Source organism: Porphyrobacter sp. GA68 (assembly GCF_022605525.1).
In the GTDB taxonomy this organism is placed as follows: domain Bacteria; phylum Pseudomonadota; class Alphaproteobacteria; order Sphingomonadales; family Sphingomonadaceae; genus Qipengyuania_B.
The window spans coordinates 529,580-544,004 of sequence record NZ_JAKQYJ010000001.1 but is presented as its reverse complement, the minus strand read 5'-3'; the positions used below and the strand labels follow the sequence as shown (position 1 = coordinate 544,004).

Here is a 14,425-nt window from a genome sequence, read left to right as displayed (position 1 = left end):
AAATCAGCTGTGCGCCGCGATGAATTCTTCCACCACCGGCGCGATCTTGCCGCGCCATTTGCTGCCGTTGAATATGCCGTAATGGCCCGCGCCCTCGGCCATGTAGTAACGCTTGCTGGCATCGGGGAGGTTGGGCGTAAGCTTCAGCGCCGCCCTGGTCTGCCCCAGGCCCGATATGTCATCCCGCTCTCCCTCAATGGCAAGCAGTGCGGTTCGGGTGATATCGCCCAGGTCGATGCGCTTGCCGCGATGCACGAACGTTCCGTTGGGCAGCGAATGCTTCTGAAACACCTCCTCGACCGTCTGGAGGTAGAATTCCGCCGTCATGTCGCAGACGCTGCGGTATTCCTCGTAGAAGTCCTTGGTCGCCTGCGCGCTTTCATGATCGCCGACGGTCAGATGCTTGAACATCTCGTAATGGCTCATGAGGTGGTTGCCCAGATTCATGGTCATGAAGCCCGCCAGCTGCATGAAGCCGGGATAGACCCGCCGGCCGGCACCTTCATAACGCAACGGTACTGCGGCGATGACGTTGTTGCGGAACCAGCTGATCGGGCGGTTCATGGCGAGGTCGTTGACCGATGTGGGGGACTCGCGCGTGTCGATCGGGCCGCCCATCATGGTCAGCGTCAGAGGTGTCGCGGGATGCTGCTGCGCGTTCATCAGCGCGGTGGCGGCCAGGGCGGGCACCGACGGCTGGCACACCGCCATCATGTGCGCGCGCGCCTCTCCCTGGGAGCCGAGGTGATCGAGAAAATCGACCAGGTAGTCGATGTAGTCGTCCAGATCGAACCTTCCGGCTGCCAGCGGCACTTCGCGGGCATCGGCCCAGTCGGTGATGAAGACATGTGCGCCTTCCACCATGCGCTCCACCGTGCCGCGCAGCAGGGTCGCGTAATGCCCGCTCATCGGCGCGACGATCAGCAGGCGCGGCGCGTCGGCGGGCAGGCCATCACGGCGGAAGGAGAGGAGGTCGCCGAAAGGTTTTCTGAGGACAACGGACTGGGTGATCGGCCAGCTTGTCCCGCCCACCTCGACCGCTTCGATCCCGAACTCCGGCTTGCCTCGCGGGGCGGTAGCATGGGCAAACACCTCAAGCGCAGAAGCGGCGATCGGGCCCAGGCCGCCATAGGCAAGGGGATTTGCGGGATTGCTCAGCATTTCCGCCCCGACCCCGGCCCAGGCACTCGCCCCGTCCAGCCAGGAACGCTGCAATTCGTGGGCATGGTAAAGCATTGGCAATCCCTGTTTTGCTGTGACCCGGAAGCCGGGAACAGCTGAAGTGGCGCTTTTGCCGCCAAGTTGCAATGCAGCATCTGTTCTGCAGCACCGCGTCGCCGGTGGTTGCTCCGTGTGGCTTTTGCCCGCGTGCTGCTCTAAACAGCCGTCCATGGCGACCGACCCGACGCAGCGCGATCCTGCCGATACCCACACGGTGCGCAATGACGCGGATGATGGGCTGGGGGGTGTCACGGAGCTGTTGGCGCAGCCGCAGCGTGCGCGCTCGCTCGGCCCGCTGCGGATGATCTGGGAGGCTGCCCGGAACTATCCGGACAAGGTGGCGCTGGCGCTGGTGGCATTGACCATCACCGCCTTGGCAACCCTCGCCATACCGGCTGGCTTCAAGCTCATCATCGACCGGGGCTTTTCCGCCGGCGGCGATCCGGCCGATATCGGGCGCTGGTTCCGTTATCTGCTGGGCATCGTCGTCGTCCTGGGGATCGGGACGGCCATGCGCTTCTACTTCGTGAGCTGGCTGGGCGAACGCGTGGTGGCCGATATCCGCCTTCGGGTGCAGGAGAACCTCTTGCGGCTCGCCCCTTCCTTTTACGAGGAGAACAGCCCGCGCGAGATTTCCAGCCGCATGACGTCCGATACCGCGATCATCGAACAGGTGGTGGGCACCACGGTGTCGGTGGCGCTGCGCAACACGTTGATGGGCGTGGGTGGGACGATCTACCTGTTCTACCTGATGCCGCGCCTCACGCTGGGGCTGCTGCTGGGCTTGTCGCTGCTCCTGCCCGTGGTGGTGTTCGCCGGACGCCGGCTGCGCAACGTGTCCCGCTCCAGCCAGGACAAGGTGGCAACCATCGGCGCGCTGGTGGCGGAGACACTCGGCGCGATGAAGGTGGTGCAGGCATTCAACCAGGAGGTGCGGGAGACCGGCCGCTTCCGCGACGCGGTCGAGGCGACGTTTGCCACGGCCAAGCGGCGCATCCTGATCCGCGCCGCGCTGACCTCGCTGATCATCATTGCCGTATTCGGCGCGATCACGCTCATCATGTGGCGCGGCGCGCTGGCCGTCGCCAGCGGAGAGGTCACGGGCGGCACCATTGCGGCATTCGTCATAACCGGCGGGCTGGTCGCCGGCTCGTTCAGTGCGCTGACCGAAGTGTTCGGCGACCTGCTGCGCGGCGCAGGCGCGGCCAGCCGCCTGTCCGAACTGCTCGCCGAACAACCGGCCATCGCGCCGCCCCGACGCCCGCAGGCGCTGCCCGAACCGCCGCGCGGCAGCCTGTCCTTCCGCCAGGTGACGTTCCGTTACCCCACTCGTCCCGACGTGGCGGCGCTCAAGGATTTCACCCTGGAGGTGCAGCCGGGCGAGACGGTGGCCATCGTTGGCCCGTCTGGAGCAGGCAAATCCACCATTTTCCAGCTGGCCGAGCGGTTCTACGATCCCCAGGCGGGCTCGGTGCGGCTGGACGGGGTTCCGCTAACCGAAGCCGACCCCGCGCAGATTCGCCGCCGCATCGCGCTGGTGCCTCAGGACGGCGTGCTGTTTTCCGCCAATGCCCGCGACAATCTGCGTTACGGCAACTGGGAAGCTGATGACGCGCAGATATGGGAAGCGGCGCGGGCGGCCAATGCGGACGCATTCCTGCGCGCGCTGCCCGATGGGCTGGACACCTATCTGGGGGAGGATGGCACGCGGCTTTCGGGTGGTCAGCAGCAGCGGATCGCCATCGCCCGCGCGATCCTGCGCGACGCGCCCATTCTGTTGCTGGACGAGGCGACCAGCGCGCTTGACGCTGAGTCCGAACAACTGGTGCAGCAGGCGCTCGACCGGCTGATGCAGGGCCGCACCACACTCGTTATTGCCCACCGCCTGTCCACCGTACGCGCGGCGGACCGGATTGTTGTCATGGACGATGGCCAGATAGTGGAGCAGGGCACGCACCGCGTGCTGACGGAACGAGGCGGGCTGTATGCCCGGCTCGCGGCGCTGCAATTCGGCCGGGAAGCGGCGTAAACCATTTGACTTGCTGGTCCGGGGCTGTCTTGTCGCGCGCGACATGGACACCACCATCACCGCAATCCTGCTCGGCATTCTGGAAGGGCTGACGGAATTCCTGCCAGTCTCCTCGACCGGGCATTTGATCCTCGCATCCGAATTCCTGGGCTACAACCCGGCGCAATGGGCGCAGTTCAACGTCGTGATCCAGCTGGGCGCCATCATGGCCGTCGTCGTGACCTACTGGCGCACCTTCTGGAACATGGGCACGGGGTTCGTGCGGCGACAGCCAGAGGCGTTGCGGTTCGTGCGCAACATTCTGGTCGGTTTCCTGCCCGCGGCGGTGATCGGGATATTCGCCAAGGACACGATCAACATCATGCTGGAGACGCCCCTTGTAGTCGCCATCGCGCTGATCGTCGGGGGTGTGGCCATTCTCGTTATCGAACGGCTTGTCACGCCAGGCGAGGAAACGGGGGTCGGCAACATGCCGTGGCGAACGGCTGTGGCGATTGGCGTCGTGCAATGCCTGGCGATGATTCCGGGCACCAGCCGGTCGGCCGCCAGCATCCTTGGTGCTCTGGCCATGGGAGTGGGGCGAAAGACTGCGGCCGAGTTCTCCTTCTTCCTGGCAGTCCCCACCATGCTCGGCGCCGCGACGGTCAAGATCGTGTCAGAGCCGGACAAGCTGCTCGCCGGCGGGGGGCTGGTCGGCTGGAACGAGATAGCCATCGGCCTGGTTACGGCTTTCCTGGTCGCGCTGGTAATCATCCGTGCCTTTGTGGCGTTCGTGTCGAAGCGCGGGTTCAGCCCCTTTGCCTGGTATCGCATAGCGCTGGGCAGCTTTGCGCTGATCTGGCTGCTGGGGTGAACCAGCGCCGCCGGTGATGCGAACAGGCCACGAACTGTTCTGCTTTGAAGCATTGGCCAGAAACGCCGGAACCAAGAGGGTCAGGGTCCTGTTCTTCGGGTCAGTCATAAGGAATATTGCACCGTGGGCCTGATCCTTCTTGTCACAGTGGGCGCGACGTTCGGCTTGCTGGTGGCGCTGCTTCTGGAAGTGAGGAGCTTTGGCGACCTGTCGGCCAACGTGGCGGCGGGGGCCGGCGGTGCGGTAACGATCGGCGGGGTTGCAAACCCTGTGTCCCTGCTGGAAGGTCTCGCGGCCAACGCACTGCTGGTGGCGGGGCTGGGGGCGCTCGTGTTCATCGCCGTCGCCAACTTCGTGCGATCGAGAGCCTGACCGTCTTGCCAGCAGGCACATCCGTTTGACAATTCGCTGGTCCGGCAGGCTCGGACTGCGCTAAGTGACCGGCTCCAAACAAACAGAAGGGGATCCAACATGAAGACACGTTTCACGACAGGAATGGTTGCCGCCGTGGCGGTGCTGGGCCTGGCGGGCTGCAACAGCCCGGCTGAAAATGCCGCAGAGCAGCGCGCCGATGCCGTGGAGGATTCGGCCGAAGCGCGCGCTGACGCACTCGAAGATCAGGCAGACAGGGTCGATGGCCCCGCCGCAGATCGCCTCGAAGCGCAGGCCGATGCGGTTGAAGATGCCGGCGAAGCGCGCGCCGATCAGATCGAACGGTCTGCCGAAGGCATGTAAACATCTGCCGCATGGCGGCGTAAGGCGCGGCCCCGGAGCGATCCGGGGCCGTTTTCCTGTGTGGCTCAGACCGGCTGCGCACCGCTGCCGCGGCCACCGCGCAGATGATATTCCTGGGTTCCGCGATGCAATACGTCGTCGAGGTCAATTACCGCCGTGTTGGCATAGGTGAAGCCGGGCGACAGGCTGCGGTAAAGGCGGTCGAAATCCCGCTCTACGGTCTGATGATACAGATCTTCGAAACTTTCGACGACGAAATACGTCGGTTGCAGATCGCTGATGACGTAGTCGGTGCGCATCACCCGGTCCACGTTCAGCATGATGCGGTTGGGACTTTGCGCCTGCGTGGCGAAGACCACCTCCGCCGGGCCTGACAGGATGCCGGCACCATACGCCTTTATCCCGTCGCCCTCCTGGATCAGGCCGAATTCCACCGTGTACCAGTACAGCGCCCCCAGCGCCTTGAGGCGGTTGAAGCGCATGGCCTTCCATCCGGCCCGACCATATTCCTGCATGTAGTCGGCAAATGTCGGGTCGGTCAGCATCGGGACATGGCCGAACACGTCATGGAACACGTCCGGCTCCTGGATGTAGTCGAACGTCTCGCGGGTGCGGATGAAATTGCCCGCCGGAAAACGCCGGTTCGCCAGATGCCAGAAGAATACGTGGTCGGGAATCAGCATGGGCACGGGCACCACGCTCCATCCGGTGAGGCGGCCTAGCTCCTCGCTCAGAACCTCGAAATCCGGAACCCCGCCGCGCCCAAGGTCCAGCTTCTCCAGCCCTTGCATAAAGGCGGTTGCGGCCCGGCCGGGCAAAATCTCCATCTGGCGCGAGAACAGGTCATCCCAAACCCGATCGTCTTCGGCTGAATAGTCGGTCTGGCGCGGCTCCAGCCAGTCGTCCCCTACGTGAGCCGGCTTCTGCAGCGGCGCGGTGTAAACCGTTTCCGCCAGGTCCGGCAGGCGTTCGAACTCGCCGATTCGTTCCATGACGGTGGCCATGCGCTCGCTCCTGTTCCTGTTTCGTCGATGCTGGCGCTAGCGTAACACGCCTGGGATGCAGATGGTATCAGCGCGCTGTCCCGCAAGGTTTCTGTGGCACCAATCTCGACGGGCAAGATCTCAGCGCAGCGTTGCAGCTGCCCGCGTAATTTGGCGCCCGTCGCCAGCGAGGGCCGCGAGTTCCAATTCCCCCTCCACCGCCGCCTGACGCAGAACCAGATGCAGCGGTTCGCCCGCAATCGCCGGGCTGAGACCCCGAAAGCTGAACTCGCGCAGAGCGTTTTCGCCGTACCGCGCAGCCGCCAGTTGCAGCAGCAGGCTGGCGAGCAGCGGGCCGTGCACCACAAGCCCGCGATACCGTTCCACCTCCCGCGCGTACGGCAGGTCGTAGTGGATCCGATGCGCGTTGAACGTCAGCGCCGAATACCGCATCAGCAGCGCAGGAGCGGGTGTGATTACGCGGTGCGTCTCCCATGGGGCAGGATCGAACGTTTCCGCAGCCGGGACCGGCAGCGCGAGCGGCGTATCGGACGCCGCTGCCTCGCGGAAGACGATTGTCTGAACCTCGCGCAGTGCCGGCACCGCGTCTGCGGTCAGTATCTCATGCTCCACCTCGACAAACACCAGCCGTCCGCTGGTGCCCGCCTTCTCCGTGATAGAAAGAATGCGGCTGTTACGCTCTACGTCCTGACCAATCACAAGCGGCGCCTGAAAGACGATGCTGCTCCCTGCCCACATGCGGCGGGGTAGCGGGATTGGCGGCAGGAAGCCGGGTGCTTGCGTATCACGGCGCGGATGCCCGTCCGCGCCCAGCCGGGCTGTTGGCGCGGCGGGATTGGCAAGGCAGAAGTGGATGCCCTGCGGCATCGTATCATTGTCTGCGCGGGGGAGGTCGAAGGTGGCCAACCACCGCCCTGCCAGCGGGTCGGACAGCTGCTCGGACTGGCTAAGTCTAGGCCCTATCCAGTTCTTCCATTGCGAGGCGATCACTCCGCATCATTTTCCTGCAAGGCGGTGACCGCGCGCGACCGCGCTGATGAGGCCCGCCTCACTGCGGTGTCGTCGATTGCGGCGACACTGCGGGTGTTGGCGAGGCTGCCGGAGTTGCCGGGGTAGCGGCAGGTGCGCCGGTCGCAGGAGTGCCAGCTGCGGGCGCGCCGGTTGCGTCCACACCGCCTTCAACGGGCGGCTCATCCACTGGAACATCAGTGTTGGCGTTCGGATCGGCGACCGGCACGGCCGTTACGTTGGTGAGCGGCTCGTTGGCGGGGATTTCAACCGTGTCGGCCTGCGCCTCCACCGACGCGTCCTCGTAGTTTCCGCAGGCGGTCAGTGCCAGGGCGGGCAGGAGAACGAATGCAGCGGTTCTGATGGTCATGGGCGAAATCTTTCCGGTGAAACGACGCGCGTGGAATAGCGGGTGGTCCAGGTCCGCGCAATCGGCTTGCGCGCGTGTCCGGAACTGCCGCCGCACAGTCACCGTTCGCTGAACATGCGGGTTTCAACGATCGATCGCCGAACAAGGCCGCAGCGCCCGCAACCGGGGCGCAAACACCGCTTCTGCCCCGATTGCGGGGAACTGATCGAGCAAGGCCGTGCCGCCAAGCCGTGGCAACGATCCTGCCCCGCTTGCCAAACGCGGCCGTCCGCGGTCTAGCGTCTGCCTCATGCCACGCTCTCCCTTCATCTGGTTGCAGCACGCGCTGCCCCAGCATGGCCTGTCGAAACTGGCCGGCCGTTTCGCTGCGAGCGAGAACCCGCTGGTGCGCGACCTCCTGATCCGCCGGTTCGTACGCGCCTACGGTGTCGATATGGCGGAAGCGGAGCGGGAGGAGGGCAAATATGCATCGTTCAACGACTTCTTTACCCGCTCGCTCAGGCCGGGCGCACGGCCGCTGGCCGATCCTGACCGGTTCATCCTGAGTCCGGCGGATGGCGCGGTCAGTCAGCTTGGCCGGATCACTGGCGGGAGCATCCTCCAGGCGAAGGGGCACGAATACAGCGCGGCCGAACTGCTGGCGGGCGATCACGTGCTCGCGGAGCGGTTCGCAGATGGTAGCTTTGTCACCGTCTATCTCAGTCCGCGCGATTACCATCGGGTTCACATGCCTGTTGCCGGGACATTGCGGCAGACGCGCTATGTCCCCGGCAAGCTGTTTTCCGTCAACACGGCCACTGCCGGCGGGGTGCGCAAGCTGTTCGCCCGCAACGAACGGCTGGTCAGCCTGTTCGACACGCAACTGGGGCAAGTGGCAGTCGTAATGGTCGGCGCCATGATCGTCGCCGCCATCGAAACGGTCTGGGGCGGACGGGTGCAGCCCCATGGCCGCGCGGTGGTCGAGCACAGCTTCCCCGCGAACGGGGCAGGCGCCGTGCAGCTTGCTGCCGGGGCCGAAATGGGGCGGTTCCTCCTCGGCTCTACCGTGGTGCTGCTGTTCGAGCCGAAACGGGTAGAATGGCTGGAAGAACTGGGCGAACTTTCCGTGCTGAAAATGGGTGAAGCGATCGGGCGGCGGGTCTAGCCCAGCAAGTGTCCCGCCCGGTCGCGCTTGGTCGCCAGATACCGCGCGTTGTGCCGGTTGCCGCCTTGTTCATGCGGCACCCGCTCAACCACGCTGATCCCCGCATGCTCCAGCGCCGCCACTTTCGCGGGATTGTTGGTCAGCAGCCGCACGTGATCCACATGGATCAGCCGCAACATCGCCGCCGCGGTGGGGAAATCGCGCGCCTCGTCCGGCAGGCCAAGCCGCTCGTTTGCGTCCACGGTATCGAAACCCTGATCCTGCAGGCGGTAGGCTCTGAGCTTGTTCACCAGACCGATACCCCGCCCCTCCTGCCGCAGATACAGCAGTGCCCCCCAGCCGCCGCCCGCTGCCTCCGTTGCCATCCGGGCGAGAGCCCCATCGAGCTGCGGGCCGCAATCGCATTTGAGGCTGCCGAACACATCTCCGGTCAGGCATTCGGAATGCACGCGGACCAGCGGCACCCGTTCGGCCCGCCGTTTGCCGATCACGAGGGCGGCGTGTTCGCGCAGATCGTCAGGTTTGCGGAACACGAGGATTTCGGCATCCTCTGCGGCATGTGTGGGCAGCTGCGCACGCGTGGCGATGAACAGGCGGGCGGGGTCGGTCCACGCCGAAAGATCTGCGGGGGAGACGGTAACAGGCTCGCCTGCCGCGTGCGGCGCGACGAGGAAGGCGGGCAGGATGCCGGCCAGCCTCGCCAGTTCCAAAGCGGTTTCGGCGGACCGCGTCCATTCCATGCCCATGGCGACGAACGGCCCCTTCAGCGGGTTCGCCAGATCGAGCGCGGGGTCGGCCACAGCAGTCGCACTGCCCAGACCGAATGGCTCAGCCCCTCGGATCAACACCGGCGAACGGGGGTCCGCCGCTTCCCTCTGATTGGCAAGCTTGAGGGTGGCGGCGCGCGCCGCTGAAAGCAGCATGGTCTGGGCCTGCGCCGCCGGAGCCGCTGCCGTTTCGACCGGGAGCAGAACTGGTCCGCCCGCCACTTCGATCGGCCATCCATGCCGCAAGGCGTCGATCGCCTGTGCCGCCCGGCGCGCTGGAGACGGGCCGTTGCCGTTCAGAGCACGAACTCCGTGATGAGCGGGACATGATCGGACGGCTGCGGCCAGTCGCGCGCTTCTTCCACCACCCGGTGCCCTGTCGCCTGAGCGGCGAGCTGTGGGCTGGCCCACATGTGGTCGAGCCGCCGGCCGCGGTCGCCCTTGCGCCAGTCCGCCGCCCGGTAGCTCCACCAGCTGTAATACCGTTCCGGAGCGCGGATATGTTCGCGGCCGATATCGGACCAGCCATGCGCGTCCATGAAGCGGGTCAGCGCAGCGACCTCGATCGGCGTATGGCTGACGACCTTGAGAAGTTGCCGGTGGTTCCAGACATCGCTTTCCAGCGGCGCTACGTTGAAGTCGCCCACGATCAGCGTGGGCCGCTCTACCGTGTCAGCCCAGCGGGTCATTCGCTCCAGAAAATCGAGTTTCTGTCCGAACTTGGGGTTCAGATCGCGGTCGGGCAGATCGCCGCCGGCGGGAACATAGACATTCTCCACCAGCACGTCATGGCCGAGCAGTTCCACCCCGACATGCCGTGCCTCGCCATTGTCCTGCCAGTCGTTGCGGCTGATCTCGCGCAGCGGCAGGCGGCTGACGGTGGCGACGCCGTGATAGCCTTTCTGGCCGTGGACCGCGACGTGCGGATAGCCGGCGGCGGCGAATGCTTCGTAAGGAAACTGATCCGCTTGGCACTTGATCTCCTGCAGACAGAGTACGTCGGGCGCGTACCCGTTCAGGAACCGCTCGACCAGCGGCAGGCGCAGGCGGACGGAGTTGATGTTCCAGGTGGCGATGCTGACCATGGCCTCATGCTCTAGGTAGCGGGCAGTGACGCCGCAAGGTGTGACGGAGATACGAAAAACCCCCGTCCCGGGGGCGGTGGGACGAGGGTTCGTTTTCAGCGTTCGTCACGCCTGTGGCGCCGGTCTGGCGCGGGGCGGTTAACAGGGGGGAACACCGACTCCCGCAACCGGCTCACAAACATGGTTTACGCCGGATCTGCTTGCTGAGATGTGAATGGGGCCCGGCGGTTCAGCGGCCAGGCTCTTCCACTCGTCTGCCAGCCGTTCTCGGTCAGCGACCGGCTGCCCGGCGCGGGTCGCGGAAGGTGAACGCGCTGTCTGCGATAGGCATGCCGAACCGCTGATTCGCCAGCCGAACGGTGGTGCGGTTATTCTGTGCATCGAGTGCGACCCAGTGGGTCAGCTTCAACCCGCCAGGCGCGTTTGCATCGCGCACGAAGATCAACGTGATCACGCCGAACTCGGGCCTTTGCGGGTCGCGCACCTCGATGGACAGCACGTCCGGGTTGCCGGTCTGCACCGCGCGGCCATAGCGGGAGATATCCCGGTTCGGATCGAGCAGGGCGCCCAGCGGCGAATTGCTGATCGGCCAGCGCTGCACTTGGTTCACGTCATAGTCGACGAGGTAGAGCGAGCGACCGTTGGACACCACCAGCATGTTGGTGCCGCGCCCGTATTCAAAGCGGATCTTGCCCGGCCGTTTCAACGACAGGACACCGCGCACGGTCTGGCCGGCGCGGTCGGTCTGCGTGAAATCCGCCTGCATGGTGCTGATCGCGCGCAATGCGGCAGCGGCGCGGTTCACGTCGCTGGTCGCCTGCGCGGCAACGGGTGCTGCGGGCAGCATCGTGGCCACCGGCACGGTGAAGGCAAGCCCCGCCACAACAAGTGACAAGGTCAGTTTGCGGGTGAATGGCAATGTCATGCTCCGATCGTTAGGTCCGGAGCGTTGAACAGCGAGTGAACTTGCGTGGTTCCCGCCGTTCAGCAGCGATCACTTGATCTTGGCTTCCTTGAACTCGACATGCTTTCGCACGACGGGATCGTATTTGCGGAAGGTCATCTTCTCGGTGATGTTGCGCGGGTTCTTCTTGGTGACATAGAAGAAACCCGTATCGGCCGTGGAGACGAGACGGATCTTGACGGTTGCGGGCTTCGCCATGGTGTATTCCTGAGGTCCGAGACGGGGCGTTCACCCCAAACAAACAGGCGACGCAAAAGCGCCGCCCTGGGTTGCCGGCGCTTTGATGGATTTGCGCGGGCGAGTCAAGCAGAGGGGTTTACCACTCCACCTTTCCCCGTCCCGCCTTTACCTCGCTCCGCGCCTTCTTGCCCGCCAGCCGCTTCACCTTGCCCACGCGGTTCAACCGTGTCTTGGCACGGGGCTTGGGACGGCGCTGCGCCTCTTCCAGCAGGGCGACCAACTTTTGCCGCGCATCCGCCCGGTTCGCCTCTTGCGTGCGGTGTTCACCCGCAGTGATGAGGATGTCGCCCGAGGGGGTCAGGCGATGGCCGGCCACCTCGCGCAGGCGGGCGAACACCTCCGGTGTCAGGCGGAGGCGGAAGGCGTTGACCCGCAACTGCACGTTGGTGGCGACCTTGTTTGCGTTCTGCCCGCCGGGACCGCTTCCGGCGAGGAAGCTTTCCTCGGCCAGAGCATTGGCCCGGGCGATCAGGTCGTCGTCCACTCCAGGTCTTCCGTGATTCCCAGCCGCCGGAAATCGGCAGGCAGCGGGGCTGTCGCCGCAATATCTTCCTTACCGTCGCGCGGCAGGACGAGCCGTTCGGCGTGCAGCATGGTACGACCTGCCCGCCGGTCGCGTCGACCATAGACCGGATCGCCAAGCAAGGCCGCGCCGAGGCCGGCGGCGGCGTGGATGCGGATCTGATGGGTGCGCCCGGTCACGGGGCGGAACCGGACAAGAGTGAGGCCGCCGGCCTGCGCCAGCCTGTCCCAGTGGGTGACGGACGGCTTGCCCTTTCTGGCTGCGATCATCCGCCAGCCGCTCTCAGCGCTGCTGATCTTGGCCAAAGCCAGTTCGATGGTGCCGGTTGGCGCGTCGACCACGCCGTTCAGGATCCCGAGATAGGATTTCTCGACCGTCCGCTCCTCAAACGCTCGGGCGAAGCGTTTGAGTGCCTTGGGATTGCGAGCGAGCAGCAGGCAACCCGAAGTGTCGGTGTCGAGCCGGTGGACGGCCGCGGGACGCCGCTGGAAACCAAACCTCAGTTCGCCTAGGTAATCCTCGAGCGACTCTGTTCCGGATCGCGGGCGATCCACCGGCAGGCCGGCCGGCTTGTCGATGACCAGCGCCTCGGCATCTTCGAACAGGATCGGCGGGTGGGTCATGTGTCCGCCAAGGCTGCGGGGCAAAGGCCGCGCACAGCGTTTCCGATAAGGAATCCGCCTGCAAGATCGGCCGGCGTCACCGACCCCTCCCGAGCGCGACCGGCGTCGACCAGCGATCGGCGCAGGACGCCGGGCAGCAGGCCGCAGGCCAACGGCGGGGTGACGAGCATGCCATTTTCAGCCGGTACGAACACATTGGTGATTGACCCTTCGCTAATCTCCCCAGCCGGGGTCAGCAGCAGCGCTTCGTCCGCGCCAGCGGCCTGCGCCGCTGCCAGCGCATCCTCGTAAAAGCCCCGGTCAGAGCTTTTGTGCCTGAGGCGCCAGTCCCCATCGTCGACCGGCCGCGGCAGGATGATGCAGCGGGCCGGGTCGGGCCATGGGTCAGGGACGGGCTGCACCGTCATGGCGACCCGGCCGCTGCGGACCAGCCTGATCCGAATGACGCTTCGCCGGTCCACCCGGAACAGCGCCGCCTGGATCAGATTGCGCGTATCGTGCGCGTCGAAGGCAAATCCCAGGGTTCTGGCGCTTCGATCCAGCCGTTCCAGATGCAACTGAAGGAGGTCGATGCCGCGGTCTTCATGGAACAGCATGGTTTCCACAAGATCGAAGTCGGCGGCGCGCCATTCAGGACTGCTCGCGCGGACGAAGGCGCCCTTGACCAGGCATTCGCGCCATTCCGCCAGCGGGTCGCTGTCGGCAAGGATGGCCGAACCCACGCCCATCCGGGCAATCCCGCGCCAGTTTTCGACCGGGGTGAGGCGCAGCGTGCGGATCGCCACGTTCCACGCCATGTCGCCGCCTGCCTCCCACCGCCCGATTGCGCCGCAATACGGTCCGCGTGGTGCTCCTTCGGCCTCTCGGAGCAGTTCCATCGCCCTCAGCTTGGGCGCGCCTGTGATCGAGCCGCAGGGAAACAGCGCGCGAAGCACATCCAGCCGCGCGGTGCCAGGCCGCAGGCGAGCGTCCACCTCGCTGACCATCTGGTGCACGGTCGGATAGGTCTCCACCGCAAACGGCCGTTCGACGCGCACGCTGCCGTCCTGCGCCACACGGGAAAGATCGTTGCGCATCAGATCGACGATCATGAGGTTTTCCGCCCGCTCCTTTGCGGATGCGGCCAGCTCGTCGCGCAGCGCGGCATCCGTGGAGGGGTCAGCTGAGCGCGGCCGCGTTCCCTTCATCGGCCTGGCGCGGATCTGCTCCCCCCGCACCGACACGAACAGTTCCGGCGAGAAGGACAGCACCCAGTGCGTTCCATCGAAGATCAGCGCACCGTAGCCCGCCTCTGCGACCGGGCGCAGTCCGGCATACAGCGCCACCGGATCGCCGCGATAGCTGCCTGCCAGCTGAAAGGTGTAGTTGGCCTGGTAAATGTCGCCCGCGGCGATCGCCTCCTTCAGCCGGGCGACCTGCGCGGCATAGGTGCCGAGGCCGATCTGCGGGTCCAGCGGCCCGATCGCTGCGGGCAGCGCCTCGCTGTCGATCCGGCTGGCGAGAAAATCCGGCACATCGGCAGCCGGGATCGTCCGGCAATCCTTGAACAGGCCGAGCCACACAAGCGGGCCGTCGGCGCCGATGTGGCCTTCCGCGAGGCGCAAGGTGCTCTCATCCAGCGCATAGCCGGCTTCATAGCCGATCATCCCCGCCAACGTCCCGCCGCGTTCGGCGAGCGCGGCCTGCGCCTGTTCCAGCATGGGGAGCACCTGCTCAACCTGGCGCGCCACGAAAACCGCAGCCGGATTTTCAAACAACCGCGCGTCCGCCGGATCCCCGCCGCGCGCGTCATCAAGGAGGACAAAGGGGGTTCTCGCCGTCACTGTCCCAGCCATAAAGCTGGCGGAGCGAATTGGAAG

Annotated in this window: 16 protein-coding genes; 5 read left to right on the top strand and 11 right to left on the bottom strand. The window is 65.6% G+C overall.

Annotated elements, in window-relative coordinates; translation table 11 throughout:
* Positions 1 to 3 precede the first annotated feature (3 nt).
* Positions 4 to 1,236 (bottom strand): polyhydroxyalkanoate depolymerase, encoded by a 1,233-nt coding sequence (locus LHJ54_RS02645; protein ID WP_228242393.1) that lies wholly within the window; start codon positions 1,234 to 1,236, stop codon positions 4 to 6.
* Between the two features lie 286 nt (positions 1,237 to 1,522).
* Here LHJ54_RS02645 and LHJ54_RS02640 point away from each other — a divergent pair, with 286 nt between their 5' ends.
* The 4 genes from LHJ54_RS02640 to LHJ54_RS02625 all read left to right on the top strand — a co-directional run bounded on the left by LHJ54_RS02640 (position 1,523) and on the right by LHJ54_RS02625 (position 4,838).
* Positions 1,523 to 3,250, top strand: coding sequence for an ABC transporter transmembrane domain-containing protein (locus LHJ54_RS02640; RefSeq protein ID WP_228244272.1), 1,728 nt, complete (start codon positions 1,523 to 1,525; stop codon positions 3,248 to 3,250).
* A gap of 43 nt (positions 3,251 to 3,293) precedes the next feature.
* Complete coding sequence (locus tag LHJ54_RS02635) at positions 3,294 to 4,103, top strand: undecaprenyl-diphosphate phosphatase (protein WP_228242392.1); 810 nt, start codon at positions 3,294 to 3,296, stop codon at positions 4,101 to 4,103.
* A 123-nt stretch (positions 4,104 to 4,226) separates the two neighbouring features.
* Positions 4,227 to 4,475 (top strand): hypothetical protein, encoded by a 249-nt coding sequence (locus tag LHJ54_RS02630; RefSeq protein ID WP_228242391.1) that lies wholly within the window; start codon positions 4,227 to 4,229, stop codon positions 4,473 to 4,475.
* Positions 4,476 to 4,574: 99 nt separating this feature from the next.
* Positions 4,575 to 4,838 carry a hypothetical protein gene (locus tag LHJ54_RS02625; protein WP_228242390.1) on the top strand — a complete coding sequence of 88 codons (264 nt, stop codon included), beginning with the start codon at positions 4,575 to 4,577 and terminating at the stop codon, positions 4,836 to 4,838.
* Positions 4,839 to 4,903: 65 nt separating this feature from the next.
* Here the strand turns inward: LHJ54_RS02625 and phhA are convergent, their stop codons facing one another.
* The 3 genes from phhA to LHJ54_RS02610 all read right to left on the bottom strand — a co-directional run bounded on the left by phhA (position 4,904) and on the right by LHJ54_RS02610 (position 7,220).
* On the bottom strand, positions 4,904 to 5,842 hold the full coding sequence (gene phhA / locus LHJ54_RS02620) for a phenylalanine 4-monooxygenase (protein ID WP_228242389.1): 939 nt from the start codon (positions 5,840 to 5,842) through the stop codon (positions 4,904 to 4,906).
* 120 nt (positions 5,843 to 5,962) lie between these two features.
* Complete coding sequence (locus LHJ54_RS02615) at positions 5,963 to 6,709, bottom strand: MaoC family dehydratase N-terminal domain-containing protein (RefSeq protein WP_241721417.1); 747 nt, start codon at positions 6,707 to 6,709, stop codon at positions 5,963 to 5,965.
* A gap of 181 nt (positions 6,710 to 6,890) precedes the next feature.
* Positions 6,891 to 7,220 (bottom strand): hypothetical protein, encoded by a 330-nt coding sequence (locus tag LHJ54_RS02610; RefSeq protein ID WP_228242388.1) that lies wholly within the window; start codon positions 7,218 to 7,220, stop codon positions 6,891 to 6,893.
* A gap of 289 nt (positions 7,221 to 7,509) precedes the next feature.
* Between LHJ54_RS02610 and asd the strand changes: the two genes are divergently transcribed.
* The gene (asd, locus tag LHJ54_RS02605) at positions 7,510 to 8,364 is read left to right on the top strand and encodes an archaetidylserine decarboxylase (protein ID WP_228242387.1); all 855 of its coding nucleotides are present in this window, start codon (positions 7,510 to 7,512) and stop codon (positions 8,362 to 8,364) included.
* Here asd and ribA read toward each other — a convergent pair.
* From ribA to pabB, 7 genes are all read right to left on the bottom strand, one after another.
* Positions 8,361 to 9,386, bottom strand: a complete 1,026-nt coding sequence (gene ribA, locus LHJ54_RS02600) for a GTP cyclohydrolase II (protein ID WP_228244270.1) — start codon at positions 9,384 to 9,386, stop codon at positions 8,361 to 8,363. The genes asd and ribA overlap by 4 nt on opposite strands.
* A gap of 41 nt (positions 9,387 to 9,427) precedes the next feature.
* On the bottom strand, positions 9,428 to 10,216 hold the full coding sequence (locus tag LHJ54_RS02595) for an exodeoxyribonuclease III (RefSeq protein ID WP_228242386.1): 789 nt from the start codon (positions 10,214 to 10,216) through the stop codon (positions 9,428 to 9,430).
* Between the two features lie 271 nt (positions 10,217 to 10,487).
* Positions 10,488 to 11,141, bottom strand: a complete 654-nt coding sequence (locus LHJ54_RS02590; RefSeq protein ID WP_228242385.1) for an outer membrane lipoprotein carrier protein LolA — start codon at positions 11,139 to 11,141, stop codon at positions 10,488 to 10,490.
* 69 nt (positions 11,142 to 11,210) lie between these two features.
* Entirely contained in the window at positions 11,211 to 11,378 is a 168-nt protein-coding gene (gene rpmG, locus LHJ54_RS02585) for a 50S ribosomal protein L33 (protein WP_034961594.1), read from the bottom strand.
* Positions 11,379 to 11,496: 118 nt separating this feature from the next.
* Positions 11,497 to 11,904, bottom strand: coding sequence for an alternative ribosome rescue aminoacyl-tRNA hydrolase ArfB (gene arfB, locus LHJ54_RS02580; RefSeq protein ID WP_228242384.1), 408 nt, complete (start codon positions 11,902 to 11,904; stop codon positions 11,497 to 11,499).
* Entirely contained in the window at positions 11,889 to 12,566 is a 678-nt protein-coding gene (locus tag LHJ54_RS02575) for an RluA family pseudouridine synthase (RefSeq protein WP_228242383.1), read from the bottom strand. The genes arfB and LHJ54_RS02575 overlap by 16 nt, the downstream gene beginning before the upstream one ends.
* The gene (pabB, locus tag LHJ54_RS02570; RefSeq protein WP_228242382.1) at positions 12,563 to 14,401 is read right to left on the bottom strand and encodes an aminodeoxychorismate synthase component I; all 1,839 of its coding nucleotides are present in this window, start codon (positions 14,399 to 14,401) and stop codon (positions 12,563 to 12,565) included. The genes LHJ54_RS02575 and pabB overlap by 4 nt, the downstream gene beginning before the upstream one ends.
* Between the last annotated feature and the right edge of the window lie 24 nt (positions 14,402 to 14,425).